The sequence below is a fragment of the Cupriavidus sp. FW216-B1 genome (assembly GCF_058789195.1).
On record NZ_JBYTEL010000001.1, the window covers coordinates 1181110 to 1207279 of the forward strand.

The 26170-nt window shown below is 71.8% G+C and carries 21 protein-coding genes and 1 pseudogene; 12 read left to right on the plus strand and 10 right to left on the minus strand.

The window, feature by feature from the left end; genetic code table 11:
• Positions 1-363 precede the first annotated feature (363 nt).
• Positions 364-1347 carry a ferritin-like domain-containing protein gene (locus AC3WXD_RS05120; RefSeq protein ID WP_492323197.1) on the plus strand — a complete coding sequence of 328 codons (984 nt, stop codon included), beginning with the start codon at positions 364-366 and terminating at the stop codon, positions 1345-1347.
• A 38-nt stretch (positions 1348-1385) separates the two neighbouring features.
• Positions 1386-2525 (plus strand): glycosyltransferase, encoded by a 1140-nt coding sequence (locus tag AC3WXD_RS05125; protein ID WP_492323198.1) that lies wholly within the window; start codon positions 1386-1388, stop codon positions 2523-2525.
• 49 nt (positions 2526-2574) lie between these two features.
• On the opposite strand, the gene hpnA is transcribed toward AC3WXD_RS05125, so the two are convergent.
• Positions 2575-3576, minus strand: a complete 1002-nt coding sequence (gene hpnA, locus AC3WXD_RS05130; protein ID WP_454733461.1) for a hopanoid-associated sugar epimerase — start codon at positions 3574-3576, stop codon at positions 2575-2577.
• A gap of 157 nt (positions 3577-3733) precedes the next feature.
• On the opposite strand from hpnA, the gene ispH reads away from it, so the two are divergent.
• Entirely contained in the window at positions 3734-4738 is a 1005-nt protein-coding gene (gene ispH, locus AC3WXD_RS05135; RefSeq protein WP_029043595.1) for a 4-hydroxy-3-methylbut-2-enyl diphosphate reductase, read from the plus strand.
• A gap of 34 nt (positions 4739-4772) precedes the next feature.
• Positions 4773-5942 carry an adenosyl-hopene transferase HpnH gene (gene hpnH, locus AC3WXD_RS05140; RefSeq protein ID WP_059411490.1) on the plus strand — a complete coding sequence of 390 codons (1170 nt, stop codon included), beginning with the start codon at positions 4773-4775 and terminating at the stop codon, positions 5940-5942.
• A 76-nt stretch (positions 5943-6018) separates the two neighbouring features.
• Here hpnH and AC3WXD_RS05145 read toward each other — a convergent pair whose 3' ends face one another.
• Entirely contained in the window at positions 6019-6657 is a 639-nt protein-coding gene (locus AC3WXD_RS05145) for an MlaC/ttg2D family ABC transporter substrate-binding protein (RefSeq protein ID WP_020202933.1), read from the minus strand.
• A gap of 455 nt (positions 6658-7112) precedes the next feature.
• Between AC3WXD_RS05145 and hpnN the strand changes: the two genes are divergently transcribed.
• Together hpnN and AC3WXD_RS05155 are read left to right on the plus strand one after the other, a co-directional pair.
• Positions 7113-9785: a hopanoid transporter HpnN gene (hpnN, locus tag AC3WXD_RS05150; RefSeq protein WP_492323199.1), complete on the plus strand. Its 2673-nt coding sequence runs from the start codon at positions 7113-7115 to the stop codon at positions 9783-9785.
• A gap of 13 nt (positions 9786-9798) precedes the next feature.
• A complete protein-coding gene (locus AC3WXD_RS05155) occupies positions 9799-10680 on the plus strand; it encodes an MlaA family lipoprotein (RefSeq protein ID WP_492323200.1) in 882 nt (293 codons plus the stop codon).
• 133 nt (positions 10681-10813) lie between these two features.
• Here the strand turns inward: AC3WXD_RS05155 and AC3WXD_RS05160 are convergent, their stop codons facing one another.
• From AC3WXD_RS05160 to AC3WXD_RS05185, 6 genes are all read right to left on the minus strand, one after another.
• The gene (locus AC3WXD_RS05160) at positions 10814-11524 is read right to left on the minus strand and encodes a phosphorylase (protein ID WP_492323201.1); all 711 of its coding nucleotides are present in this window, start codon (positions 11522-11524) and stop codon (positions 10814-10816) included.
• Entirely contained in the window at positions 11512-13479 is a 1968-nt protein-coding gene (gene shc / locus AC3WXD_RS05165; protein ID WP_492323359.1) for a squalene--hopene cyclase, read from the minus strand. The genes AC3WXD_RS05160 and shc overlap by 13 nt, the downstream gene beginning before the upstream one ends.
• Before the next feature lie 161 nt (positions 13480-13640).
• Positions 13641-14492, minus strand: coding sequence for a presqualene diphosphate synthase HpnD (gene hpnD / locus AC3WXD_RS05170; protein WP_492323202.1), 852 nt, complete (start codon positions 14490-14492; stop codon positions 13641-13643).
• Positions 14493-14792: 300 nt separating this feature from the next.
• Positions 14793-15014: a hypothetical protein gene (locus tag AC3WXD_RS05175; protein WP_492323203.1), complete on the minus strand. Its 222-nt coding sequence runs from the start codon at positions 15012-15014 to the stop codon at positions 14793-14795.
• Positions 15015-15137: 123 nt separating this feature from the next.
• Positions 15138-16730: a gamma-glutamyltransferase family protein gene (locus tag AC3WXD_RS05180; RefSeq protein WP_059411484.1), complete on the minus strand. Its 1593-nt coding sequence runs from the start codon at positions 16728-16730 to the stop codon at positions 15138-15140.
• A 301-nt stretch (positions 16731-17031) separates the two neighbouring features.
• Positions 17032-18021: a Bug family tripartite tricarboxylate transporter substrate binding protein gene (locus AC3WXD_RS05185; protein WP_231401604.1), complete on the minus strand. Its 990-nt coding sequence runs from the start codon at positions 18019-18021 to the stop codon at positions 17032-17034.
• A gap of 283 nt (positions 18022-18304) precedes the next feature.
• Here AC3WXD_RS05185 and AC3WXD_RS05190 point away from each other — a divergent pair, with 283 nt between their 5' ends.
• Positions 18305-19210, plus strand: coding sequence for a LysR substrate-binding domain-containing protein (locus AC3WXD_RS05190; RefSeq protein ID WP_020202941.1), 906 nt, complete (start codon positions 18305-18307; stop codon positions 19208-19210).
• 51 nt (positions 19211-19261) lie between these two features.
• A pseudogene (locus AC3WXD_RS05195) lies at positions 19262-20212 on the plus strand (NAD(P)-dependent oxidoreductase); the annotation flags it as partial.
• 69 nt (positions 20213-20281) lie between these two features.
• Here AC3WXD_RS05195 and AC3WXD_RS05200 read toward each other — a convergent pair.
• On the minus strand, positions 20282-22177 hold the full coding sequence (locus AC3WXD_RS05200; RefSeq protein WP_492323204.1) for a sensor histidine kinase: 1896 nt from the start codon (positions 22175-22177) through the stop codon (positions 20282-20284).
• Between the two features lie 134 nt (positions 22178-22311).
• On the opposite strand from AC3WXD_RS05200, the gene AC3WXD_RS05205 reads away from it, so the two are divergent.
• From AC3WXD_RS05205 to AC3WXD_RS05215, 3 genes are all read left to right on the plus strand, one after another.
• Positions 22312-22701, plus strand: a complete 390-nt coding sequence (locus AC3WXD_RS05205) for a response regulator (RefSeq protein WP_020202944.1) — start codon at positions 22312-22314, stop codon at positions 22699-22701.
• 319 nt (positions 22702-23020) lie between these two features.
• Positions 23021-24262 carry a YbfB/YjiJ family MFS transporter gene (locus AC3WXD_RS05210; RefSeq protein ID WP_492323205.1) on the plus strand — a complete coding sequence of 414 codons (1242 nt, stop codon included), beginning with the start codon at positions 23021-23023 and terminating at the stop codon, positions 24260-24262.
• 96 nt (positions 24263-24358) lie between these two features.
• Positions 24359-24694 carry a cupin domain-containing protein gene (locus AC3WXD_RS05215; protein WP_454733467.1) on the plus strand — a complete coding sequence of 112 codons (336 nt, stop codon included), beginning with the start codon at positions 24359-24361 and terminating at the stop codon, positions 24692-24694.
• A 23-nt stretch (positions 24695-24717) separates the two neighbouring features.
• Here AC3WXD_RS05215 and AC3WXD_RS05220 read toward each other — a convergent pair whose 3' ends face one another.
• Positions 24718-25026, minus strand: coding sequence for a DUF1272 domain-containing protein (locus AC3WXD_RS05220; RefSeq protein ID WP_492323360.1), 309 nt, complete (start codon positions 25024-25026; stop codon positions 24718-24720).
• A 132-nt stretch (positions 25027-25158) separates the two neighbouring features.
• Here AC3WXD_RS05220 and AC3WXD_RS05225 point away from each other — a divergent pair, with 132 nt between their 5' ends.
• On the plus strand, positions 25159-26118 hold the full coding sequence (locus tag AC3WXD_RS05225; RefSeq protein ID WP_492323206.1) for a GlxA family transcriptional regulator: 960 nt from the start codon (positions 25159-25161) through the stop codon (positions 26116-26118).
• The last annotated feature ends 52 nt before the right edge of the window (positions 26119-26170 follow it).

Sequence of the window (26170 nt, forward strand, 5' to 3'; positions counted from 1 at the left end):
CCTTCGATTATCAAAATCGACGCCGCAACTGGGCTTTTGTTCAAGGCGCCGCTAAAACCCAAGGCGATTTGAGACCAGTCGCGGCGGCTGGTTACTAGGCCATTTCGCAAAACAGCTTGAGAAATATCCCAAACACCGGTTTCGATTACCGTAATTGCCGCCGCGCGATTACCGCGATTACCGCGCGGCGGCGCCTCGCCCGCATCGCGCGGGATGAAACGGGATGACGCGCGGCCCGGTCCGGCGCGCCGGCAGCCCGCGCGGGCGCTGGCGCGCCGGGGCTTCTGATACCTGCCGCGCACACGCAGCCCGCCGGGCCACGCTAGAATGGCTCCGGATCGTCAATTGCCAGGGGGAGCCGGGATGTCAGACGCGCTTGCCGCACCCAGCAGAACCGAGAAAACCGAAGAATCCGGCGCCGAGGCCCGGGCAACCGCCGCCGCGGCCATCATGGCGAAGACCGCCGTGGAGCAGGCGGACTACGCCATGCGCAACTGGACCGACCCCGAGCCCGGGCCGGTCCGCCTGGGCTCGGCCCGGCACCTGCGCCTGTTCTGCGACATGCTGCTGCAGACGCACAACCCCTACAAACCCGCCGTGATCGACTGGCCCCGGCTCGACCCGGACGCCCTGCGCCGCGTGACCTCGCTGCCGATCTGGGACATCGCCGTGCAGACCGAAGGCCGCGCGTCGGTGCGCGTGCAGGCGTTCGCCGATACCGTGGCCGACCCGCTGCTGCGCAGCGCGCTGGAGATGGACGGTGCCGAGGAAGCGCGCCACAAGGTGGTGCTCTCGAAGCTGGTGGAGGCCTACGGCATCGCGCTGGCGCCCGAGCCCGAGTACCTGCCGCCGGCCGACCCGGAATGGGGCTGGCTGGCCACCGGCTACAGCGAGTGCATCGACAGCTTCTTCGCCTTCGGCCTGTTCGCCGCGGCCAGGAAGTCGGGTTATTTCCCCGCCGAACTGGTGGAAACCTTCGAGCCGGTCATCCAGGAGGAAGGCCGGCATATCCTGTTCTTCGTCAACTGGGCCGCCTGGTACCGCCGCAGCCTGCCGTGGTGGCGGCGCCCGCTGTACCTGCTCAAGGTGGCGCGCGTGTGGCTGTTCCTGATCCGGGAGCGCATCGGCATCGCGCGCGGCATCGAGGCGGACGGCTCGGCCAAGGACGCCAATTTCCCGATGAACATGAACAACTCGGCCGGCCTGGGCACCACCCTGACCGCGCGCGAGATGATCGACCTGTGCCTGAGCGAGAACGAAAGGCGCATGGCGGGATATGATCCCCGCCTCGCGCGCCCCGAGACCGTGCCCAGGCTGGCCCGGCTCGCCCGGCACCTGTTGCGCTGAGCGCACCCAACCTTGTCTGTCCCCCGGAGTCTCCTGAGATGTTCCTGCTGTCCCTGATCCCGCTCGCCATCTGGTGTGTCCTGCTGGCTGCGCGCGGCGGCTTCTGGCGCGTGCGCAAGCCCGCGCCGTCGCCCGCGCCGGCGCGCTGGCCGGAAGTCGTCGCCATCATTCCCGCCCGCAACGAGGCGGCGGTGATCGGCGGCGCCGTGGCCAGCGCGCTGGGCCAGAATTACCCCGCGCGGCTGCACCTGGTGGTGGTGGACGACCACAGCACCGACGGCACCGCCGAGCACGCGCGCGCCGCGGCCGCCGCGCTGGGCAAGGCGGACGCGCTGACCGTCATCACCGCGCGCGAGCTGCCGGCGGGCTGGAGCGGCAAGGTCTGGGCGCAGTCGCAGGGCCTGGAAGCGGCCAACGCGCAGGTGCCCGGCGCGGCCTGGGTGTGGCTGACCGATGCCGACATCCATCACGGCGCCGGCGTGCTGAAGCAACTGGTGGCGCGCGCCGAGCACGAGCAGCGCGACCTGGTCTCGCTGATGGTGCGGCTGCGCTGCGCCTCGTGGTGGGAGCGCATGATCGTCCCGGCCTTCGTGTTCTATTTCGCCAAGCTGTATCCCTTCTCGCGCGTCAACGACCCGCGCAGCCGGGTGGCGGCCGCGGCCGGCGGCTGCATGCTGGCGCGGCGCACGGCGCTGGCGCGCATCGGCGGCTTCCACGCGATCCGCGGCGAGCTGATCGACGACTGCAGCCTGGCCGCGTGCATCAAGCAAGGCGGCTCGATCCGCCTGGACCTGGCCGACGACAGCATCTCGGTGCGCCCCTACGACGACTGGCGCAGCCTGTGGGACATGATCGCGCGCAGCGCCTACACGCAACTGCACTATTCGCCGCTGCTGCTGGCCGGCGCGGTGGCCGGCATGGTGCTGACCTACCTCGCGCCGCCGCTGCTGGCGCTGGCCGGCGGGCTGCGCCTGTGGCCGGCCTGGGCGGCGTGGGCGGCCATGTCGGTGGCCTACGCGCCGATGCTGCGCGAGTACCGCCAGCCGCTGTGGCTGGCGCCGCTGCTGCCGCTGACGGCGCTGTTCTACCTGGGCGCCACGGTCGATTCGGCGCGCCGCTACTGGCTGCGCAAGGGCGGCCAGTGGAAGGGCCGCTCGCAGGCGCCCCAGCGCGGCTGAGGGCAGCCAAGCACGGTTGAGCGAGCGCCGGGCCGTGCCCCGGCGCGGCTCAACGCAGGTAGCCCGCGGCGCGGAACCACTCCAGCGCCTCGCGCAGCGCCTCCTGGTAGGGCCGCGCCTGGTAGCCGAGCACGCGCCGCGCCTTGTCCGAGCTGAAGAACATCTGGTATTTCGACATGGACAGGCCGTCGGCGGTCAGGAACGGCTCCTTGCCGGTCACGCGGGCCACCGCCTCGGCCGCGTAGGCCAGCGGATAGAGCGGCCAGCGCGGCAGCTTGATGGTGGGCGGGCGGCGCCCGGTCATGGCGGCCAGATCGGCCAGCATCTGCTGCAGCGTGACGTCCTGGCCGCCCAGGATGTAGCGCTCGCCGGTCGCGCCGCGCTCGAGCGCCAGCATGTGGCCCTCGGCCACGTCGTCCACGTGCACCAGGTTGAGGCCGGTATCGACGAAGGCGGGGATCTTGCCGCTGGCCGCCTCGACGATGATGCGGCCGGTCGGCGTGGGGCGCACGTCGCGCGGGCCGATCGGCGTGGAGGGGTTGACGATCACCGCCGGCAGCCCGTCGCGCGCCACCATGCCCTCCACCACGCGCTCGGCCAGCACCTTGCTGCGCTTGTAGGCGCCGATCGCCTCGTGGCCGCTCATCGGCGCGTCTTCGTTGACCGGCGCCGTTGCGCCGGCGACACGCAGGGTCGCCACGCTGCTGGTGTAGACGATGCGCTCCACGCGACAGGCCTGCGCGGCGCCCATCACGGCCTCGGTGCCGGCCACGTTGGTACGCACGATTTCCTCGGGATCGGGCGCCCACAGGCGGTAGTCGGCCGCCACGTGGAACAGGTAGCGCACGCCTTGCAGCGCCGCTTCCATCGCGCGCGCGTCGCGCATGTCGCCTTCCACGATCTCCACGGGCAACCCGTCCAGGTTGCGTCGCGGGCTTTGGGCGCGTACCATCGCGCGCACCCGGAAACCCCGTGCCAGGGCCTGCCGTGCCACGGCCGAGCCGAGAAAGCCGGAGGCGCCGGTTACCAGGACATAGTCTCCTGACGTCATATTACTCACGGAAAAAACCTCAAATTGTTACTGGCTAATGCCAGGTGCCAGGCAAAGGTTGCGGCACGGGTATATAGTAACCACCGTATGACGGGAAAGTGATTCCGGAATATCAACCAATGCTGAACCCGTTGACTGGGTCGGGGGGCCTATTTTTATGCAGGTGATTCTTGCTCAACCCCGTGGCTTCTGTGCCGGCGTAGTGCGCGCGATCGAGATTGTAGACCGCGCCCTGCTCAAGCACGGAGCCCCGGTGTTCGTGCGACATGAGATCGTGCACAACAAGCACGTCGTGGAAGGACTGAGGCGCAAGGGCGCGCGCTTCGTCGAAGAACTGGACGAAGTGCCGAGCGGCGCCGTCACCATTTTCAGCGCGCACGGCGTGTCCAAGGACGTCGAGGCCGATGCCCGCGCACGCGAGCTGCACTCGATCGATGCCACCTGCCCGCTGGTCATCAAGGTCCATACCCAGGGCCGCCAGTACGCGGCCAGCGGCCGCACCGTGATCCTGATCGGCCATGCCGGCCATCCGGAAGTCGAAGGCACGATGGGCCAGATCCCCGGCAAGGTGATCCTGGTGCAGAGCGAGGCCGAGGTGGCCAAGCTGGACCTGCCGGACGACACCCCGGTCGCCTACGTGACGCAGACCACGCTGAGCGTGGACGACACGCGCAACATCATTGCCGCGCTGACCCGCCGCTTCCCCAACCTGGTGGGACCGGACACGCGCGACATCTGCTATGCCACGCAAAACCGCCAGAGCGCGGTGCGCGAGCTTTCGAAACAGGTGGAGCTGATCCTCGTGATCGGCGCCACCAACAGCTCCAACTCCAACCGGCTGCGCGAGATCGGCACCGAGAGCGGCGTGCCCAGCTACCTGATCGCCGACGGCAGCGAGCTGGACCCGGAGTGGGTGCGCGGCGTCGAAGTGGTCGGCATCACCGCCGGCGCCTCCGCTCCCGAGGAGATGGTCATGGACGTGATCGCCACGCTGCGCCGCCTGGGTCCGGTGGAAGTCTCCACCATGGACGGCCGCGAGGAGCACGCCGAATTCCGGCTGCCGGCCGAGCTGGCCGACCCGCCCGCGCGCCCGCGCACCGCCGCCGGCAAGGCCACCCCCGAGGCCGTGCCGCAGCCGGACCCGCAAACCGCCGCCGGATAATCATCCGGCCGCCCCCAATACAAGAAGGAAGTCAATGGCTATTCCCTTTCTGCAGGTCGCCCGCGTGGGCGCCTACGTCGTCAAGCAACATCTCTCCGGCAACAAGCGCTATCCCCTGGCGCTGATGCTCGAACCGCTGTTCCGCTGCAACCTGGCCTGCAACGGCTGCGGCAAGATCGACTATCCGGACGAGATCCTGAACCAGCGCCTGTCCGTGGCGGAATGCCTGGGCGCCGTCGACGAATGCGGCGCGCCGGTGGTGTCCATCGCCGGTGGCGAGCCGCTGCTGCACAGGGACATGCCGGAGATCGTCAAGGGCATCATCGCCCGCAAGCGCTTCGTCTACCTGTGCACCAACGCGCTGCTGATGGAAAAGAAGCTGGACCAGTACGAGCCCAACCCGTACTTCGTGTGGTCGGTCCACCTCGACGGCGATCAGGAGATGCACGACCACGCGGTCAGCCAGGAAGGCGTCTACGACCGCGCCGTGGCGGCCATCCGCGCGGCCAAGGCGCGCGGCTTCCGCGTCAACATCAACTGCACGCTGTTCAACAACGCCGAGCCGGAAAAGGTCGCGAAGTTCTTCGACTCGGTCAAGGACATCGGCGTGGACGGCATCACCGTGTCGCCGGGCTATGCCTACGAGCGCGCGCCGGATCAGCAGCACTTCCTGAACCGCAACAAGACCAAGCAACTGTTCCGCGACATCCTGCAGCGCGGTCGCAACGGCAAGAACTGGGCCTTCAGCCAGTCCACGCTGTTCCTGGACTTCCTGGCCGGCAACCAGACCTACCACTGCACGCCGTGGGGCAACCCGGCGCGCACGGTGTTCGGCTGGCAGCGCCCGTGCTACCTGGTCGGCGAAGGCTACGTGAAGACCTTCAAGGAACTGATGGACACCACCGACTGGGACGCCTACGGCACCGGCAACTACGAAAAGTGCGCCGACTGCATGGTGCACAGCGGCTTCGAAGCCACCGCCGTGGCCGATACCATCGCCCATCCGCTCAAGGCGCTGGGCGTGTCCCTGCGCGGCGTGCGCACCTCGGGCCCGATGGCGCCGGACATCCCGCTGGACAAGCAGCGCCCGGCCGACTACGTGTTCTCGAAGCACGTCGAGATCAAGCTCGAGGAAATCGGCCGTTCCAAGGCCAAGGCCGCCAACGACGCTGCCGCCCGCAAGGCCGCGGCGGCGGGACACTGAGCGACGGGCGCCCCTGCCGATGGGGGCGCCATGCCGGAGGTACCTTGCGTACCTCCGTGCGCCTGCCGCGCGGCGCTCAGGCGTCCGCGGTCTGGCGCGCGTTGTGGCTGGCCAGGTACTTGAGCAGGCCGTCGATGCCGTTGCGCGCGACGATGTCGGCGAACTGGCGGCGGTACACCTCGATCAGCCACGCCCCCATCATGTTGATGTCATAGATCTTCCAGCCATTGCCGCTGCGCTGCAGGCGGTAGTCGATCTGCATCTCGTCGCCGTTGTTCAGCACGCGCGTCTCCACCACCACGTCGTTGGCCCCGGCCGCCGCGAGAACCGGCTTGTAGGTGAACTTCACCTTCTGCTCGCGCAATTGCGACAGCGACACCGCGTAGCTGCGCACCAGCAGGGTCTGGAACTGTTCGTAGAGCTGCTTCTGCTGCTCGGGCGAGGCATTGCGCCAGGCGCTGCCCACCGCCAGCCGGGTGGTGCGCTCGAAATCGGCATAGGGCAGGAACTGGCGCTCGACCACGGCCGTGATCTTGGCCAGGTCGCCGTTGCGCGTGTCGGGGGTGGACTGGATCGTGCCGATCACGCCCTCGACCGCCGCGCGCACCAGGCGGTCCGGCGAGGACCGGTCCACCGACTGCGCCTGCGCGGCGGACACCATCGCCACCGCCGCGAGCGGGACCAGGACCTGGAAAGCAATACCGTGTGTCTTCATGCGAATTTAGACCTGAAAAAGCCAGCCGGGCCGCTGCCGGGCCGCTGCCGGCACTCGCCGGCGGAGCCGCCGGGAAAGCCGGATGGAAAGCAGGATGAAAAGCGCGCCGCGGCGCACCCGGCGGCGGCCGGAAACAGGCCGCCCCCCGCCGGCGCGCGCGTGACGGGGCAGTATAGCGTACCCATGCGCAGGCGTGCCGCGCCCCGCCGCGGCCGCCATCGTGTCGCCGCGCGGCCCGCCGCCGGAGCGCCTTGCCGCGCCGGCCCGTTATACTCGCGGCTGCCGCTTTGTGCCGCGGCGCTGCTTTGCGCGCTACCTTGCGCGCTGCCCGGCGCCGCGCGCCGCAGCGCGAGCCGCGCCGGCCGCGGCCGCGGTCATGCCAGCGGCCGCACCTTTTTTTACCGCGCCCTCCCCGGCGCATCACTCAGGCCCCCACACAGGCCCCCAAAACGCCCATGATGACGTCGTCGGTCATTCGCATCGTCAAGTTCTCCACCCGCCGCGCGTGGCCCGTGATCGCGCTTGCGCTGTTGCTGACCATCGCCAGCGGCATCTATGTCGCCCTGCATTTCGCCATCAACACCGACATCAGCCGCCTGCTGGAGTCGGACCAGCCGTGGGCCAAGCGCGATGCCGCGGTCAGCGCCGCCTTCCCGCAGCGCGACCAGATGATCCTGGCGGTGGTGCGCGCGCCGGCGCCCGAGCTGGCCGATGCCGCCGCCGACGAGCTGGCCGGCGCGCTGGCGCAGGACACCGCGCGCTTTCGCGCCGTCAGCCAGCCCGGCGGCGGCGATTTCTTCGAACGCAACGGCCTGCTCTTCGTCGACACCGCCAAGCTGCGCGACGTGACCTCGCAGCTCAAGCAGGCGCGCCCGCTGCTCAACGCGCTGGCGCACGACCCGACCCTGCGCGGCCTGTCCGACACCCTCACCACCACGCTGTCGCTGCCGCTGCAACTGGGCCAGGTCAAGCTCGCCGACATGACCAGGCTGCTCGGCAGCAGCGCGGCCGCCGTCGACCAGGTGCTGGCCGGCAAGCCGGGCGCGCTGTCCTGGACCGGGCTGGTGGACGCCAGCCAGCAGCCGGCGCCCGGCGCGGAGGCGATGTCCTTCGTCGCCCTCAGCCCGGTGCTGGACTACGCCGACCTCCAGGCCGGCGCCGGTGCCGCCGAGGCCATCCGCACCGCCGCGCTCAAGCTCGGCCTCGACGAGCGCTACGGCGCCAGCGTGCATCTGACCGGCTCGCAGGCCCTGGCCGACGACGAGTTCGCCTCGGTCAAGCAGGGCGCGGCGGTAAACGGCATGCTCACGCTGGTGGTCGTGATCCTGATCCTGTGGCTGGCGCTGCGCTCCAAGCGGCTGATCCTGGCCGTGCTGGCCAGCCTGCTGGTGGGCCTGGCCATCACCGCCGCGCTGGGCCTGGCGATGGTGGGCGCGCTCAACATGATCTCGGTCGCCTTCGCCGTGCTGTTCGTCGGCCTGGGGGTGGACTTCGGCATCCAGTTCGGCGTGCGCTACCGTGCCGAGCGCCACACGTACCCGCACATTCCCGACGCGCTCGCCAGCACCGCCAAGGCGGTCGGCGTGCCGCTCGCGCTGGCCTCCACGGCCACCGCGGCCGCCTTCTTCTGCTTCCTGCCGACCGACTACCGCGGCGTGGCGGAGCTGGGCAAGATCGCCGGCGTGGGCATGCTGGTGGCATTCAGCACCACCATCACGCTGCTGCCGGCGCTGATCACCGTGATGCGCCCGAAGGACGAGACCGGCCGCGTCGACGTGCCGGGCTTCAAGTGGCTGGCGCCGGCCGATGCCTTCTTCGAGCGCTACCGCACCCAGGTGCTGATCGCCACGCTCGGCGTGATCCTCGCCGGCCTGCCGCTGCTGCTGCACCTGCGCTTCGACTTCGATCCGCTGCACCTGAAGGACCCGCATTCCGAATCGATGGCCACGCTGCTCTCGCTCAAGGACGCGCCCCAGGCCGGCACCGACAACGTCAACGTGCTGGCGCCGTCGCTGGACGCCGCGCGGGCCACCGCCGACCGCCTCGCCGCGCTGCCGGAAGTGGCGCGCGTGGTCACGCTGCAGACCTTCATCCCCGACGACCAGCCGGCCAGGCTCGAACTGATCGCCGACGCCGCCACCAGCCTGCTGCCGGTGCTGACGCAGGCCGTGGCCACGCCGGCCAACGACGAGCGCCGCGTCAACTCGCTCAAGAACGCCGCGCGCCAGCTCGCGCTGGCCGCCGAGGACCATCCCGGCCCGGGCGCGGCGGAAGCGGCGCACCTGGCCGCCTCGCTGCGCAAGCTCGCCGCCGCCGATGCCGCCACGCGCGACCGCGCCGAGCAGGCCATCGCGCTGCCGCTGCGCCTGGCGCTGGCGCGCCTGCAGCGCATGCTGTCGCCGCAGCCGATCACGCAGGCCGCGCTGCCGCCGGCACTGGTGCGCGACTGGGTGGCCCCGGACGGCCAGGCGCTGATCAGCGTCAGCCCCAGGCTGCCCGCCGCGGCCAAGCCCGGCGACGCCGACGCCTCCAGCCGCGACAGCGAACTGCGCGACGCCGCGCTCAAGCGCTTCATCGACGCCGTGCAGCGCGTCGCGCCGGGCGCCGTGGGCGGCCCGATCTCGATCCGCGGCTCGGCCGACACCATCATGACCGCCTTCGCCCACGCCGGCGTGTGGGCCGTGCTGTCGATCACGCTGCTGCTGTGGATCACGCTGCGCCGCGTGGGCGACGTGCTGCGCACGCTGGTGCCGCTACTGGTGTCCGCGCTGCTGACGCTGGAGCTGTGCGCGGTGTTCGGCATCCCGCTCAATTTCGCCAACGTGATCGCCCTGCCGCTGCTGTTCGGCATCGGCGTGGCGTTCAAGATCTACTACGTGCTGGCGTGGCGCCAGGGCAAGACGCACCTGCTGCAGTCGCCGCTGACCCACGCCGTGCTGTTCAGCGCGGCCACCACCGCCACCGCCTTCGGCAGCCTGTGGCTGTCCCAGCATCCCGGCACCGCCAGCATGGGCAAGCTGCTGGCGCTGGCGCTGGTGTGCACGCTGGCCGGCGCCGTCTTCTTCCAGCCGATCCTGATGGGCAAGCCGCGCGAACGCGCCAAGTCAGCCAAGAAACTGGCCCAATGAACCTCCGCCAACCATGACCCACCGCCCCGATTCCCGATCCAGCCGCCTGGCGCGGCTCCTGTCCGCGCTGTCCCTCGCGCTGCTGGCCACGGCCTGCGCCAGCGGCCCGCAGGCCAGCCCGGCCGACCCCATCGAGCCGTTCAACCGCGCCGTGTTCACGGTCAACGACAAGCTCGACGAATACGTGGCGACGCCGCTGGCCAAGGGCTACCGCGCCGTCACGCCACAGCCGGTGCGCACGGCGGTGACCAATTTCTACTCGAACATCGGCGACGTCGGCAATTTCGTCAACAACCTGCTGCAGGGCAAGGGCGTGGACGCGGCCGAGAGCTTCATGCGCATCGCCATCAATTCGACGCTGGGCATCGGCGGCCTGATCGACATCGCCACGCCGGCCGGCCTGGGCAAGCATTCGCAGGATTTCGGCCTGACCCTGGGCGTGTGGGGCATCCCGTCGGGCCCCTACCTGGTGCTGCCGCTGTTCGGCCCGAGCTCGATCCGCGACGGCGTCGGCCTGTACGTGAATCTCCAGATCTCGCCGACCACCTGGATCGACCAGGACTATCGCTACGGCATGTATTTCCTGGGCTTCCTCGATGCCCGCACCAACGCGCTGGGCGCGACCGACCTGCTGGCGCTGGCGGCGCTGGACCGCTACAGCTTCGTGCGCGATGCCTACCTGCAGCGGCGCCAGTACCTGATCGACGGCGGTGGCGGCAAGCTGCCGCAGTATGACGACGACGAGGCGCCGGCGGACGCCGCTCCGGCCGCGCCCGGCACGCCGGCTACCGCGCCCGCCGCATCCGCCGCGCCTGCCGACGCCACGGCCGAGCCGGTGCCGCCGCCGGCCGGCGGCGCGGAGAAAGCCCCCGAAGGGGACAGCAAGAAGGAATAGGAATAGGAAGGACGCCGGCGGGGCGCCGCGAGCGCCCCGCAGGCGGCATGCGCGTGCCGGCACCCGTTCGGGTCCGGATCAGGCGCCGGGCGCGGCCCGGCGAAACGCCAGGCAGGCCCAGGCCAGCCCCGAATCAGATCAGCCCGAATCCCGCGCCCGCCCGGCGGCGCGCGGCCTCCAGCCCGAGCCGGGCCAGTTTCGCGTCGCGCGCCAGCCTGAGCAGGTCCGGCAACTGGCCGGGCGCGGCCAGCAGCGACTTCAGCACGGCAACGATGTCGGTGCCGCCGTCCGCGCCCATGCCGGCGACGGCGGCGGGCGGGACTTCGCGCGCGGCCGGGTCCACCACCACGCGGCAGGCGGCGAAAGGCACGCCATGCGCGTGCGCGATGCGTGCCGCGATATGGGATTCCATGTCGGCCGCCAGCGCGCCGGTGGCGGCGTGCAGCGCGGCCTTGGCGGCCACGGCGGTGACGGGGTCGTCGCCGCCGGCCAGCGTGCCGGTGGCCGCGTCGGGAAGCGCGCGGGAGAGCGCGCGCAGCCAGCCGGCATCGGCCGGCCAAAAGCTGGCGCCATCGTGGATGCCGGTGGCGACGATCACCTTGCCGGGCAGCAGCGCGGGCGCCAGCCCGCCCGCCACGCCGAAGCTGATGACGCCGGCGCAGGGCCGCGCCAGGCGCTCGCGCAGGGCCTGCGCGAGCGCTTCGGCGCGCAGGCCGTAGAGGGTCTCGATGCCGGGGCCCGCGGCGATGCGGGCCTCGAAGCGCATGCCGGCCACCACCAGCGTGGGGCCGGCGCGGCGCGGCGCCGGCGCGGCCGCGCCCGCTGCCCTGCCTACATCCCCCACGCCACCGCCTGCGTGCCGGCGCGGCGCAGATTGCGGAAACGCGCCAGCGCCCACAGCGGGAAGAAGCGCGCGTAGCCGTGGTAGCGCAGGTAGAACACGCGCGGGAAGCCCACCGCGGTGAAACGCGCTTCATGCCACAGGCCGTCGGCCTGCTGCGTGCCCACCAGGTAGTCGATGCCGCGCGCCACCGCCGGATGCTCGACCGCGCCGGCCGCCATCAGCGCCAGCACCGCCCACGCGGTCTGCGAGGCCACGCTCGGCGCGGGCTCGTAGCCCTGGTAGTCGAGGCGATAGCTGCTGCCGTCCTCGCCCCAGCCGCCGTCGGCGTTCTGGATCGAGACCAGCCATTCGGCGGCGCGGCGCATTTCCGGCGCTTCCGGGCCCATGCCGGCGGCGTTCAGCGCGCACAGCGCGCTCCACGTGCCGTAGATGTAGTTCATGCCCCAGCGGCCGTACCAGCTGCCGTCCGGCATCTGCTCGTCGAGCAGGTAGCGCAGCGCGCGCCGGAAGGCGTCGCTGCTGGAGGCGGACTCGCCGAGCTGCGCCAGCATCGACAGGCAGCGCGCCGAGACGTCGGCGGTGGGCGGGTCGAGCAGCGCGCCGTGGTCGGCGAACGGGATGTTGTTGAGGTACTCGTGCGTGTTCTCGGGCTCGAAGGCGCCCCAGCCGCCGTTGCTGCTCTGCATGCCCTCGACCCACTCGCGCGCGCGCGCCACGGCCTGGCCATAGCGCTCGCGATGGCTGGCCGCGGTCACGGCCGGCGCGCCGGCGCCCACGCGCGCGGCGCGGTCCATCGCCATCGCCACCACGGCGGTGTCGTCCACGTCCGGGTAATGCGGGTTGGCGTACTGGAAGGCCCAGCCGCCGGGACGCACCTGCGGGCGCCGCACGATCCAGTCGCCGCGCACGTCCAGCACCTGCAGCGGCAGCAGCCATTGCAGGCCGCGCTCGGCGGCCGCCTCGGCGCGCGCGCCGCCGGCCTCGAGCAGCGCGTGGCTGGCCAGCGAGGTGTCCCACACTGGCGACAGGCATGGCTGGCAATAGGCTTCGTCGCCATGCACCACCAGCAGCTTCTCGACCGAGGCGCGCGCCACCGCCACGTCCGGGTCGGTCTTCGGCACGCCGAGCACGTCGAACATCATCACGGCATTGGCCATCGCCGGGAAGATGGCGCCCAGGCCGTCCTCGCCGTTCAGGCGCTCGCGCACGAAGCGCTCGGCGCGGGCGATCGCGCGCTTGCGCAGGCCGCGCGGGAACAGCGGCTCGGCCACGCGCAGGCCGGCATCGACCACGCGGAAGAAGCTGAACCAGGCGCGGCTCTGGTGCGGCGCCTTGGGCGGCAGGCGCGCGGCCTGGCACGGGCGCGCGAACAGCTCGTCGATGCCCACGCCGCGCAGGTTGCGCGCCTGCGGGCGCAGGCTGTTGAGCACCAGCAGCGGCACCACCACCGTGCGCGCCCAGTACGCCACCTTGGACAGGTGGAACGGGAACCACAGCGGCAGCAGCATGATCTCCACCGGCATCATCGGCACCGCCTGCCACGGCATCACGCCGTACAGCGCCAGCAGCGTGCGGGTGAAGACGTTGCTGCCCTCGGCGCCGCCCTGCGCGTGGATGGACGCGCGCGCGCGCCGCATGTGCTCGGACTCGGGATCGTCGCCGATCATCTTCAGCGCGAAATACGCCTTCACGCTCGCGCTGATGTCCGAGGCGCCCTGGTGGAACAGCGGCCAGCCGCCGTCGGCATTCTGGATGCGGCGCAGGTAGCGCGCGATGCGGGCTTCCAGCACGGTGTCGGCGCTCTCGCCGAGGTAGTGCACCAGCAGGACGTACTCGGCCGGGATGGTGGCGTCGGCTTCCAGCTCGAACACCCAGTGGCCGTCCGGCCGCTGGGCCGCCAGCAGCGCGTCCTGCGCGCGGCCGATCGCGCCTTCCAGCGCGCCCGTCTCCGCCATGCCTTGCACGGATGCCGCGGCAGCGGCCGGATCGGGAGATATTGCTACTTGGCTCATCGGTCTCGATGTCCTCTCTTCAACAACGCGATTACAGCAATGCTGCGCGCTCGCCAGGCCCGCGGGGTGGCGACGGCGCGCAGCGGCAAATCAGCGAAATGGCTTCAGACGAAGCCGTGCCGCAACAGGATCCAGAGCGCCCGCGCGCGCGGCACCCGCACCCGCTCGCGCGGGTTGGCCCAGCCGCGCGCCAGCAGGCGCTGCAGCACCACGTGGTAGACCTCGCCCATGATGCGCGGCGAGCGCACCACGCGGCGCGGGGCGTCCGCCATGATGGCAAACGCCTTGTCATAGTGCGCCTGGGCCTGCCCCGCCACTTCCAGGCAGGCACGGCCCACCGCGGGATGGCCGACGATGGCCTCGGGCGCGCCCGGCGGCACGCCGGCCCCGGCCAGCGCCTCGGTCGGCAGGTAGACGCGGCCCAGCCCGGCATCCTCGTCGATGTCGCGCAGGATATTGGTCAGCTGCAGCGCGCGGCCCAGGTGATGCGCCAGCGCCACGCCGGCCTCGCGCTCCATGCCGAACACGCGCACGGCAAGCCGCCCCACGGCGCTCGCCACGCGGTCGCAGTACAGGTCCAGCGTGGCCGCGTCCGGCGCGCAGATGTCGGCCAGCACGTCCATCGCCATGCCGTCGACCACCGCCAGGAAATCCTCCTGCAGCAGGCCGTAGCGCACGATCTGCGCGTGCAGCCGGCGCAGCGCCGGCGGCGGCGTGCCCGCATAGCAGGCGGCCAGGTCGGCGCGCCAGGCGTCCAGCCCGGCCAGGCGCTGCGGGCGCGGGCCGTCGCCGTCGGCAATATCGTCCACCTGCCGGCAGAAGGCGTAGATCTCGAACATCGCCTCCCGCTGCGCGGCAGGCAGGATCTTCATGGCGGCATGGAACGAGCTGCCGGTCGAAACGGGATTGCCCGCGCTGGGTGGGACGTCTTGCACTGCGATATCGGTTCCGGCCACGTAACTCCCCGTCACGCATTGAACCACCCTCGCCGCCGCCGTTGCCGGCAAAGCGCGGGCAAAGGCATGCGCGCAGCCGGGGCGGCATGATTTTTTGGGTAATTCGGGATTATAGCAAGGCGCGCCGCACAGGGCCGGGCGAGGCGCAGCCGGGTGAACCCGAGGTGGCGCGGGCGCCTGGCGCCTGAAGGCCGGCCCGCCGTGGCGGAGCCGGAAATGCGGCCGGGAAGGCACAGGAATGGAGAGACTCCGGGGACGCCCGCCGCCGTGCCGGCGGGCGGGACGCCATGCCTGTCCGTGTCAGGCGCCGCGCACCCCGCCGCGCAGCCTGAGCAGCACGAAGCCGCGCAATCCCGGATCGTAGCGGGCGAACTCGAAGCCCTCGCCTGCCGCGTCCACCGGCGCGCGGCCGGCGGCAGCCAGCGCCCGGGCCCATTCGGTGGCCGCCTGCATCCGGCGCAGGTCGGCCAGCACGGCCGGCGAAACACGATCGAGCAGGCGGCGGGACCGGAGCGTTTCCATGGCGACCTCTCCTTGGCTGGCAAAAAGGACGCCTTCAGTCTATGCCCCGGTTCCGGCTGTTTGATGTGTCCCAACCCACACACCCGGCTATTTTTCCGCCACCGCGCAAACGGCAGGCCGGTATCAGAAACCGACCGGGTAGCCGTCCTTGCGGTGATCCGACGCGGCCGCGTAGCCGCTGTCGAGCCGCATGGCGATCTGCGCGCCGCCGAACTCCAGGTTGCCGCGCGGGGCCACCTCCACCTTGTGGCCGCGCGCGCGCAGCCCGGCCACGGTGGCTTCCGGGCAGTTCCATTCCACCGCGACGGTGCTGTTGTCGTCCAGCACGCGCCAGCGCGGGCCGTCGCACGCGGCCTGCGGGTTCTGGCCGAAGTCGGCCAGCCGGCTGGTCATCTGCACGTGGCCCTGGGCCTGCATGGAGCCGCCCATCACGCCGAAGCCGGCCAGCGGCTTGCCCTGGCGCATCAGGAAGCCGGGGATGATGGTGTGGAACGGCCGCTTGCCCGGGCTGACCTGGTTGGGGTGGCCCGGCTTGAGGTTGAAGCCCCAGCCGCGGTTGTGCAGGGCGATGCCGGTGCCGGGCACCACCACGCCGGAGCCGAAGCCCTTGAAGTTGGACTGGATGTACGAAACCATCATGCCGTTGCGGTCCGCCACGGTCAGGTAGACCGTGCCGCCGCTGTGCGGCTTGCCCGGGCCGGGGTTGCCGGCGCGCTCCGGGTCGATGGCTTTGGCGCGGCTGGCCAGGTAGCCGCGGTCCAGCAGGTGCGCGGCCTGCACCTCGTGCATCGCCGCGGGATCGCCCACGTAGGCGTGCAGGTCGGCGAAGGCCAGCTTCATGGCCTCGACCTGCAGGTGGATGGCCTCGGCCGAGTCCACGCCCGCGCCGGCCACGTCGAACTGCTCCAGCATGCCCAGCGCCATCAGCGCGCCGATGCCCTGCCCGTTCGGGCCGATCTCGAACAGCTCCAGGTCGCGGTAGGCCGTGCTGATCGGCTGCACCCAGTCGGCGCGGTGCGCGGCCAGGTCGGCCTCGGTGATCAGCCCGCCGGTGGCGCGCGCGTGCGCGGCGATGCTGGCCGCGAGCTCGCCGTGATAGAAGTCGTCGCCCTTGCTCTCGGCAATGCGCGCCAGCGTGCGCGCCTGGCCCTCGCAGATGAAGCGCTCGCCCGGCAGCGGCGCGCGGCCGTTGGGGGCGAAGGCCTCGGCGAAGCCCGGCTTGTCGATCAGCACCGGCACCTGCGCCTGCCACTGGCGGTGCACCGTGTGCGACACCAGGAAGCCGTTGCGCGCGTATTCCAGCGCCGGCTCGAACAGGTCGGCGAACGGCAGGCTGCCGAACTTTTCCCAGGTGGCGCGCCAGCCCGAGACGGCACCCGGCACGGTCACGGCGTCCCAGCCGTTGGGCGGCATGCTGTCGTAGCGCGAGAAATATTCCGGCGTCCACGCCGCGGGCGCGCGGCCGCTGGCGTTCAGGCCGTGCAGTTCCTTGCCGTCCCAGATCAGCGCGAAGGCATCGCCGCCGATCCCGTTCATGCACGGCTCGACCACGGTCAGCGCGATGGCCGTGGCCAGCGCCGCGTCCACGGCGTTGCCGCCGCGCGCCAGCATGCGCAAGCCGGCCGCGGCCGCCAGCGGCTGCGAGGTGGCCACCACGTTGTCGGCCAGGACCGGCACGCGCTGCGAGGGATAGGGGAAATTCCAGAAATTGTTCATGGCGAGGAATGCTTCGCGTCCGCTGGGCGGCGCGTGGGAATTGAGAAAATCGGGCGGGCAGGCCCATACCGGCAAGGCCCGCGCCGCCCGCGACCTGCGCCCTTCCCCGATGCGGCGGGAGAAGGGTCGGGAGCGGGCGCCGCGCCGGCGAACGCCGAAGGCGTCCGCTGCGTGGCGGCGCCGGCCCGCTCCCCCTGCCCCTCTTCCGCGCGCGGCAGAGGGAAACAACCTGCGGCAAGCTGCCTTGCCGGCAAACCCGGGCCCGCGGGCAAGCCCGCCAGCCCGTCACTGCATGGCCGCGCTAGTCTATCCGCACGTTGGCGGCGCGCGCCACCTTCTCCCAGGCGCGCATCTCGTCGCCGATCATGCGGCCGAACTGCTCGGGCGGGGTGTACTTGATCTGCACGCCCTGCGCTTCCATCGCCGCGCCCAGCTCGGGCGAGGCCAGCACGTCCTTCATCGCGGCGGCGAGCTGCTTGACCACCTGCGGCGGCGTGCCCTTGGGCGCCACCAGGCCGAACAGGTTGTCGGCGCGGAAATCGGGGATGCCCGACTCGGCCACGGTGGGCGCGTCCGGCAGCGAGCTCACGCGGCGCTCGGAAGCCACCGCCAGCAGCCGCAGCTTGCCCGACTTCACGTGCGGCAGCGCCGCCGGGATGCTGTCGAACATCATGCTCGAGCGCCCGGCCATCAGGTCCGGCAGCGCGAACGAGCTGCCCTTGTACGGCACGTGCACCACGTCCACGCCGGTGCGCAGCTTGAACAGTTCCGACTCCAGGTGCGACAGCGTGCCGGCGCCCTGCGAGGCGAAGTTGTACTTGCCGGGCGCCGCCTTGAGGTAGCTCACCAGCTCCGGCACCGAGTGCACCGGCAGCGAGGCCGGCACCACCAGGATGTGCGGCACGGTGCCGATGCCCGCGATCGGCACGAAATCACGGCTCAGGCTGGCCGGCTGGCTGTTGTAGGTGGCCGCGGCGATGGCGGCGTTGCTCACGGCGGCCAGGTACAGCGTGTAGCCGTCCGGCGTGGCCTTGGCGGCATAGCTCATGCCGATGGCACCGCCCGCGCCGGGCCGGTTGTCCACCACCACCGGCTGCTTGAGCACGGTGGACAGGCGTTGCCCCACCGCGCGCGCCAGCACGTCGGTGGCGCCCGAAGGCGGGAAGGACAGCACCAGTTGCACCGGGCGGTCCGGATAGTCCGCGGCGGCGGCCGGCGCGGCGGCCGCGCCAAGGGCCAGCGCCAGCAGCAGGGCGCCCTGCTGCGCGCGGTGACGGAAAAGCGACTGCATGAACATGATCAGGGTAACTCCCGAAAGCGTCGAAACACATTGACGGCCGAGTTGGGGTCGGAACGTTCCGGCGCGCGGCCGCTTTGCCAGCCGGCTTGTCTGCGCGCCCCTGTCATGCTGGATCTGCTTCGCCTGCGGCGATATGTCGGCTGATGGGAAGCAACGATTCTAGGCCGGTCCCGCCGGCACCGGGATGCGGATCGCCCATAGGCTTATGCGAAAATGGAATACCCGCGGCAGCCCGCCGTCCCGCTTCCCTGCCCCGCCGCCAAGGCGCCAAGCCATGCAACTGAAATGGATCGATGACCTGCTGGTGCTGGAAAAGACCCGCAGTTTCTCGCGTGCCGCCGAGCTGCGGCACATCACCCAGTCGGCCCTCTCGCGGCGCATCCGCTCGCTGGAGGACTGGGCCGGCGCGGTGCTGGTCGACCGCAACACCTTCCCGCTCGACCTCACCCCCGCCGGCAAGACCTTCTGCGCCAGCGGCCGCGAGGCGCTGACGCTGCTGATGGACGCGCGCGCCACCCTGCGCCAGGAAAGCCGCATGCCGGGCAAGGCCATCCAGATCGCCGCCGGGCATACCTTGTCGCTGACCTTCCTGCCGGCCTGGCTCAAGGCCTGCCAGGCGCGCTACGGCCAGTTCAACGCGCGCGTGGTGGCGGCCAACGTGCTCGAAGCCGTGGTGGCGCTGTCGGAAGGCAACTGCGACCTGATGCTCGGCTACAACCATGCGCGCGTGCCGGTCTCGCTCGACGCGGACAAGTTCCGCAGCCTGACCGTGGGCCACGACCTGCTGATGCCGCTGAGCGCGCCCAACGTGCGCGGCGGGCCGCTGTTCTCGCTGGGCGGCGCCAGCAGCAAGCCGATCCCCTACCTGGCCTACACCGCCGGCACCACGCTCGGCCGCGTGGTCGACGTGATCCTGGAAACCGCGCCGCCGCGCCGCCCGCTGGAGCGCTGCTACGAGGCCGACATGGCGATCCTGCTGATGAAGATGGCCATCGAGGGGCACGGCGTGGCCTGGCTGCCGCGCACCACCGCGGCCGACGCGCTGGCCGCCGGCACGCTGGTGCCGGCCGGCGACGCTACCTGGCAGTCGGCGCTGGACATCTGCGCCTATCGCGCGGCGCACGCCGGCAATCCCACGCTGCTGGAACTGTGGGACGTGCTGGAGCGGCAGGTGCCGTAGCGATGGCGCCGCGCTGCGCCGCGGCGCCGGCGGACGCATAATGCGCGCACCGGAAGCCGCCGCGCGCCGCGCGGAGCCTGGCGCGAACCCCGCCAGCGGGCGATCCGGCGCCATTTCAGGAGTCGGCAAATGCATATCGGTTTTCTCGGCCTCGGCAACATGGGCAGCGCCATCGCCGCCAACCTGCTCAAGGGCGGCCACCCGCTGCGGGTCTGGAACCGCTCGCCTGGCCCGGCCGCCGCGCTGGCCGGCGCGGGCGCGCAGGCAGCGGCCACGCCGGCCGAGGCCTGCGAGGCGGACGTGGTGTTCGCCATGCTGGCCGACGACCAGGCGCTGCGCGAGGTGCTGCTCGACAGCGGCCTGCTCGCGCGCCTGCCGCCGACGGTGATCCTGGTCAACATGGCCACCATCTCGGTGGCGTTCGCCGCGGAGCTGGCGCAGCGCGCGCAGGCACGCGGCATCGCCTACGTGGCCGCGCCCGTGCTGGGCCGCCCGGACGCGGCGGCGGCGGCCAAGCTCAATATCCTGGCCGCCGGCCCGGACGCCGCCATCGACGCCGTGCAGCCGCTGTTCGCGCTGATCGGCCAGAAGACCTGGCGCTTCGGCGCGCAGGCGCAGCAGGCCAACGCGGTGAAGCTGACGGTGAACTTCATGCTGGCCGCCGCGGTGGAGACGCTGGGCGAGGCCACGGTGCTGGCCGGCGCCCACGGCATCGCGCCGCAGCAGTTGCTGGACCTGCTCACCGGCAGCATCTTCCCGGGCCCGGTGTACCAGGGCTACGGCACGCTAATCGCGCAGCAGCGCTACGCGCCGGCCGGCTTCAAGGCGGCGCTGGGCCTCAAGGACCTGCGCCTGGCGCTGGCCGCGGCCGACGCGGTCGCGGTGCCGCTGCCGGTGGGCAGCGCGGTGCGCGACAGCCTGCTCGACGCCGTGGCCCACGACGAAGGCGGCATGGACCTGGCCGTGCTGGGCCAGGTGGCGGCGCGCCGCGCCGGGCGCTGAAGCGCCACGCCTGCCGTCGCCATCGCCGCCATCGCCGTCACCGACGCGGCAGCGCGGCGCGCCGGCGCCTCAGGCCGCCTGCCGGCCGCGCTCGGGCAGCACCGCCGCGTGGATCGCCTCGCGCAGCGCGTGCGCGGCGAGCGGCTTGTGCAGAATGCGGAAACCGCTGGCGTCCAGTTCGCGCAGGCGGTCGGGCGCGGTGTCGCCCGTGACCACCAGCGCCGGCACCTCGGCGCCCAGGCAGCCGCGCAGCGCGGCAATCGCGGCAAAGCCGGTGACGCCGCCCGCCAGGCGGTAGTCCACGATCAGCAGATCCACCGGCGCCGGCCCCTGCGCCGCGGCGGCGGCATGGGCCGCGCACGCCTGCGGCGCGGTGGCGCCGGCATAAACGGCGTGGCCCCATAGCGCCAGCAGCTCGCTCAGCGCCGCCAGCACGCGCGCGTCGTCGTCCACCAGCATGATGCCGAGGCGGTGCTGCGCGGCCGGCGCGCCGTCCTCGCCGGCGGGCGCGGGCACGGGAGCGGACGCCGCCGGCGCGGCCGCATACGCCACCAGCACCGAGAAGCGGGCGCCGCGCCCCGGCACCGAGCGCAGCCCGATCTCGTGGCCGAGCAGGGCGGCCAGCCGCCGCACGATGGCCAGGCCCAGGCCCAGCCCTTCCTCGGGATGGCGCTGGGTCTCGGGCAGTTGCGCGAATTCCTCGAACACCCTGGCCTGCTGCGCGCAGGCGATGCCGGGCCCCTGGTCGACCACCTGGATCTCCATGCCGTGCGGCCGGCGCCGCGCGCCGAGCAGGATCTTGCCGCCGGGCGCGTAGCGCAGCGCGTTGGACAGCAGGTTGTCGAGAATGCGCCGCAGCAGCGCCGGGTCGGTGTCGATCCATGCCTCGGTGGCCACCACGCGCAGCTCGCCGCCGCGCTGGCGCGCCTGCCCGGCATACTCGCCGCCCAGCTCGCGCAGCAACGCGCCCAGCGCCACCGGGCGCCGCGCCACCGGCATCAGTCCGGCGTCCAGCCGCGACACGTTGAGCAGGCCGTCGAGCAGGTCGCCCATGTGGGCCAGCGTGCCGTCGATGCGCGCCGCCACCTGGATGGCCTGGGCCGCGGGCACGTCGCCGCGCCGCGCCACGCTGGACAGCGTGGCGGTGAACAGGCCCAGCGCGTGCACCGGCTGGCGCAGGTCGTGGCTGGCGGCGGCCAGGAAACGGGTCTTGGCGTTGTCCGCGGCGGTGGCCCGGTCGCGCTCGCGCTCGAGCTGGCCGATCAGCGCCACGTTCTCGAAGCGCAGGCGCACGCCCTCGAGCACGCTGCGGTAGGTCACGCGGCAGTAGTAGAGGTTGACGCAGGCCAGGCACAGCGCGAAGGCGAAGAACACGTTGTAGAGCGGGCCGCCCTGCCACAGGCAGTTGAGCATGAACGGCAGCACCATCGCCGTCATGGTCCCGACGTAGGTCAGCGGGCGCGCCGACAGCGAGGGAATCGCGCCGCACGTCATGCCGGCGATGATGATGATGCAGAACGCCACCAGGGTCGGGTCGGGTGGCAGGAAGACGGCCGACCCGAGCCATCCCCACAACAGCCCGGACAGCCACGACATGACCGTGAAGCGCTGCGCCCACGCGCGCGGCGACAGGCTGCGCGGCGCGGCCAGCGAGGCCGGCGTGAGCGGCGCCGTGCCCTCGGCCCGCGCATGGCGGAAGTACTGCACCGAGTTGAAGATGCGCACCGCGGTGAGCAGGTAGACCACGGCCAGCCAGCCCAGCAGCAGCGTCAGCGGGGCGCCCCGCTGCAGCACGTAGAGCGCCGGCAGCGGAATGATGAAGTTGGCGAACATCACCGCGTTGGACTGCCGGTAGAGCAGCCCCACCATCGCCGCCTCGACCTGTCCCTCCGCGCAGGGCCGCGGCGCGGCGGCGGGGCCGCCGGTCCGTGCCGTCGGGTCTGGGGAAGATGCTGGGGCGGGCATTGGCGATCCGGTGATGGGTGGGCGCGGGCTGGCCGGTTCTGCAGAAACCGGAGCCTGATAATATCGCGTTCGTCCGCGCGCGTCCGCGCCCGACAAACAACACTTCCTCGCCGCCGGCCCTGCCCACCGCCACGATGCACGCCCTCCCCGCCCCGCTGCGCGCCGTGCTGGCCGACGACCACCCCCTGGTCCTCGCCGGCCTGCAGATGCTGTTCTCGACCGTGGACGGCATCACGGTGGTCGGAGAAGCCACCCATGCCGGCGAACTCACGGCGCTGCTCGCGCGCGCGGCGGCCGACCTGCTGGTGGTGGACCTCGGCCTGCTCGGCCCCGACGCCTTCCGCGCGCTGCGCGAGCTGCGCGGGCGCCATGCGGCGCTGCGCATCCTCGTGCTGACCGGCAATACCGCGCCCGGCACCGCCGACGCCGCGCTGGCGGCCGGGGCCGACGGCTTCCTGTTCAAGGACGGCAATATCGGCGCGCTGCTGCCGGCCATCGAGGCCCTGCGCGCGGGGCGGCGATAAGGGCGGCATCAGAGACGACATTGAGGGCGGCGTTCAGGGCAACGCCAAGGCGGTCCCGCCCTCGTTCCGCCGGAATCCCTTCGCGGGCTTCGCCCCGCCACCCTTGCGCCGGGCTGGCGCCACGCCGGCGTCCGCCCGCGCGACGGCAGCGGGCGGGCGCGGGAATCGAGGCATGCCAAATACCTCATTCGCCACAAAGAATTCTCTTGCGTTCTATATCGATTGATATAGTATTTCGTTCTATATCACTTGATACATAACAAGACGCACCTCGGGAACCGCCGCCGCCGCGCGGCCAGGCCCGTCGCCGGAGAAGTTCATGTCACAAGACACCATCGCCACCCCGGTGCGCGGCGCGCCCCCGCTGGACATCGAGGCCATGTTCGCCATGCTGGCCGGCCTTTGCGCCAGTCTGGTCGCCATCGGCCTGGCGCGCTTCGCCTATACGCCGCTGATCCCGCCGCTGATCCAGGCGCACTGGTTCACGTCGTCGCAGGCGGTCACGCTCGGCGCGGCCAATTTCGCCGGCTACCTCGCCGGCGCCCTGCTGGGCCGCCCCATCGCGGCCGCGCTGTCCAACCGCACCGCGCTGCGCCTGCTGATGCTGGTCGCCGCGCTGGCGTTCTTCGCCTGCGCGTTCCCGCTGTCGGTGGGCTGGTTCTTCGTGTGGCGCTTTGCCTCGGGCCTGTCGGGCGGCGCCATCATGGTGCTGGTGGCGACGACCATCCTGCCGCACATCCCGCCGGCGCGCCGCGGTTTTGCCGGCGGCATGATCTTCCTCGGGCTCGGGCTGGGCATCGCGGCCTCGGGCACCCTGATTCCGCAGTTGCTGCGCTTTGGCCTGCGGGACACCTGGATCGGGCTCGGCACGGTCGCGCTGGTGCTGACCGCGGTGAGCTGGTTCGGCTGGCCCGCCGGCAACGCGCCGCAGCCGGCAACCCCGGCCGCCGCGCCGGGGCAGCCCGCCGCGCCGCCGGCCCGCCGCGAAGGCCCGGCCATGCGGGTGCTGTACGCCCAATATGCCGCCAACGCGCTGGGGCTGGTGCCGGCGATGGTGCTGCTGGTCGACTACGTGGCGCGCGGGCTGGGCCGCGGCGCGGCGGCCGGCTCCGGCTACTGGGTGCTGTACGGCGTCGCGGCCATCGCCGGCCCGGTGCTGTGCGGCAACGTGGCGGACCGCATCGGCTTCCGCGCGGCCTACCGCATCGCGCTGGCGCTGCAGGCGCTGGCCGCGGGCCTGCTGGCGCTGTCCGGCAACGGCGTGCTGATCGGCGTGGCCACGGTCATCCTCGGCGTCTTCACGCCGGGCATCGTGCCGCTGGTGCTCGGCCGCATCCACGAGATGGTGCCGCACGACCACGCGAAACAGCGCGCGGCGTGGAGCCGCGCGACCACCGCGTTCGCGCTGTTCCAGGCGCTCGGCGGCTACGGCTACTCCTACCTGTTCGGCGCCACCCACAACAACTACGCGCTCATCTTCGCCTGCGGCGGCGTGGCGCTCGCGCTGGCGCTGCTGGCCGACTTCGCGCTGCGCCGCCGGCAGGCGGGCGGCGCGCGCTGAATGCCGCCGGCCCGGGCAAGCACGCCTTGCGGCCGGGCCGGCCTTGCGCTATTCCGTTAGCATGCGCGGCGCATCCGGCCCGCCTGGAGAACGGTCATGGCACAACATCACGCGGCACCCGGTGAAATCGTCAAGCTCCGCCCGCAGGGCGCGGCGCTGCGGCAAACCCAGAACCTGACCCTGGTCCGCGCGCCGGACCTGCAGGTCATGCGGCTGGTGCTGCTGGCCGGCAAGTCGCTGCCGGCACACAGCGTGCCCGGCGCGCTGACCGTGCACTGCCTCGAAGGCGCGATCGAGATGGAAGCGCACGGCAGCACCCAGCGCATGGAGGCCGGCGACCTGATGTTCGTGGCGGCGGGCGCGCCGCACGCGCTGCGCGGCATCGAGGATGCGTCGCTGCTGGTGACGCTGCTGCATCACCGCGACGCATAGGCGCGCCCCGCGCTAACCGCTTTTCAGCGCCGCTCCGGCGCGATGCCCGCGATGGCCGCCGCGAAGCGCGCGTGCGCCTGCGGGTCGACCGGCTTGTGCCTCTTCTGCGTGCTGGCCGGGTCGTTGTCCAGGCAGTTGTTGTTGCGCCAGTTGCGCGCCGGCCGCACCGGCCGCGCCGTGAAGCCGCCGCCGCAGTTGGGGCATACGTTCCGCAGGAGGCCGTCCACGCACGCGGCGCAGAACGTGCATTCGTAGCTGCAGATGCGCGCGTCCGTCGCCGACGGCGGCAGCGCCTTGTCGCAATGTTCGCAAGTGGGTCGCAGTTGTAGCATCATGTCTCCCGTATCGACGTGGCCAGGTAATTTACATGACATGGTAGGAACAAGGCTGCCCGCCGGAAAGCCGGCAATCTGCCACGCTGCGTAAAAAACCTGCCATGCCAGGCGACCTTCCTCCGAAACCCGATGAAACGGATCTACTTCGTGGTGCCGCCCAGCGTGCACGTGCTGGACCTGGCCGGGCCGCTGCAACTGTTCGGCGCGCTCGGCGAACTGGGACTGGGCACGGTCGAGTGCATCTGCGCGGGGCCGGAGCGCGAGCTGCGCAGCTTCCAGGGGCTGGCGCTGAACGCGCTGCGGCCCCTGCCGGCGAAGCTGGCGCGCGGCGACACCGTGATCGTGGCCGGCTGCAAGCTCGCGCCCGACGCCCCGCTCGCGCCCGGCAACCGCGTGCTCGTGCGCTGGCTGCAAGAGGTGGCGCGCCCGCGCCTGGGCGACATCACGCTGGCCAGCGTCTGCACCGGCGCGTGGCTGCTGGCCGCCGCCGGGCTGCTCGACGGGCGCCACTGCACCACGCACCACGACTACCTGGAGCGGCTGCAGCAGCGCTACCCCGCCGCGCGCGTGCTGGCCAACCGCCTGCTGGTCGACGACGGCGGGCTGGTCACATCGGCCGGCGTCACCGCCGGCATCGATCTCGCGCTGCACCTGATCGCGCGGGACTTCGGCGCGCCCGCGGCGATCCGCGTGGCGCGCGACAACGTGGTGCCGTTCCGGCGCCTGAGCCAGGACCCGGCGCTCGACGCGCAGTTGCGCTACCGCGGCCACGACCACGCGGTGATCCACGCGGTGCAGGATTTCCTCACGGCCCGGCCGGACTACGCGCTGCCCTACGAGGCGCTGGCCGCCCGCTTCGCGCTGAGCTACCGTCAACTCGCGCGGCTGTTCCGGCAGCAATGCGGCGTGACGCTCAAGCAGTACCAGCAGCAGTTGCGCATCGCGCTGGCGCGGCGGCTGCTCAGGGAAAGCGACTGGCCGGTGGAACAGGTGGCCGCGCGGTGCGGCTTCGCCAGCCCGCACGCATTCCGCGCGGCGTGGCGGCTCGAAGAGCCGATGACGCCTTCCGCGTGGCGCGTCACACCCTGAACCCGGCGAGGCGCTATATTGGAAGCTCGCTTTTGATCCACCAGAAAGGAGC

What these genes read in the sequence shown, in the direction of transcription:
- AC3WXD_RS05120 (WP_492323197.1), top strand. Translation starts at nt 364, where the DNA reads ATGTCAGACGCGCTTGCCGCACCCAGCAGAACCGAGAAAACCGAAGAA.
- AC3WXD_RS05125 (WP_492323198.1), top strand. Translation starts at nt 1,386, where the DNA reads ATGTTCCTGCTGTCCCTGATCCCGCTCGCCATCTGGTGTGTCCTGCTG.
- hpnA (WP_454733461.1), bottom strand. Translation starts at nt 3,576, where the DNA reads ATGACGTCAGGAGACTATGTCCTGGTAACCGGCGCCTCCGGCTTTCTC.
- ispH (WP_029043595.1), top strand. Translation starts at nt 3,734, where the DNA reads ATGCAGGTGATTCTTGCTCAACCCCGTGGCTTCTGTGCCGGCGTAGTG.
- hpnH (WP_059411490.1), top strand. Translation starts at nt 4,773, where the DNA reads ATGGCTATTCCCTTTCTGCAGGTCGCCCGCGTGGGCGCCTACGTCGTC.
- AC3WXD_RS05145 (WP_020202933.1), bottom strand. Translation starts at nt 6,657, where the DNA reads ATGAAGACACACGGTATTGCTTTCCAGGTCCTGGTCCCGCTCGCGGCG.
- hpnN (WP_492323199.1), top strand. Translation starts at nt 7,113, where the DNA reads ATGATGACGTCGTCGGTCATTCGCATCGTCAAGTTCTCCACCCGCCGC.
- AC3WXD_RS05155 (WP_492323200.1), top strand. Translation starts at nt 9,799, where the DNA reads ATGACCCACCGCCCCGATTCCCGATCCAGCCGCCTGGCGCGGCTCCTG.
- shc (WP_492323359.1), bottom strand. Translation starts at nt 13,479, where the DNA reads ATGGCGGAGACGGGCGCGCTGGAAGGCGCGATCGGCCGCGCGCAGGAC.
- AC3WXD_RS05175 (WP_492323203.1), bottom strand. Translation starts at nt 15,014, where the DNA reads ATGGAAACGCTCCGGTCCCGCCGCCTGCTCGATCGTGTTTCGCCGGCC.
- AC3WXD_RS05180 (WP_059411484.1), bottom strand. Translation starts at nt 16,730, where the DNA reads ATGAACAATTTCTGGAATTTCCCCTATCCCTCGCAGCGCGTGCCGGTC.
- AC3WXD_RS05185 (WP_231401604.1), bottom strand. Translation starts at nt 18,021, where the DNA reads ATGCAGTCGCTTTTCCGTCACCGCGCGCAGCAGGGCGCCCTGCTGCTG.
- AC3WXD_RS05190 (WP_020202941.1), top strand. Translation starts at nt 18,305, where the DNA reads ATGCAACTGAAATGGATCGATGACCTGCTGGTGCTGGAAAAGACCCGC.
- AC3WXD_RS05200 (WP_492323204.1), bottom strand. Translation starts at nt 22,177, where the DNA reads ATGCCCGCCCCAGCATCTTCCCCAGACCCGACGGCACGGACCGGCGGC.
- AC3WXD_RS05205 (WP_020202944.1), top strand. Translation starts at nt 22,312, where the DNA reads ATGCACGCCCTCCCCGCCCCGCTGCGCGCCGTGCTGGCCGACGACCAC.
- AC3WXD_RS05210 (WP_492323205.1), top strand. Translation starts at nt 23,021, where the DNA reads ATGTCACAAGACACCATCGCCACCCCGGTGCGCGGCGCGCCCCCGCTG.
- AC3WXD_RS05215 (WP_454733467.1), top strand. Translation starts at nt 24,359, where the DNA reads ATGGCACAACATCACGCGGCACCCGGTGAAATCGTCAAGCTCCGCCCG.
- AC3WXD_RS05220 (WP_492323360.1), bottom strand. Translation starts at nt 25,026, where the DNA reads ATGCTACAACTGCGACCCACTTGCGAACATTGCGACAAGGCGCTGCCG.
- AC3WXD_RS05225 (WP_492323206.1), top strand. Translation starts at nt 25,159, where the DNA reads ATGAAACGGATCTACTTCGTGGTGCCGCCCAGCGTGCACGTGCTGGAC.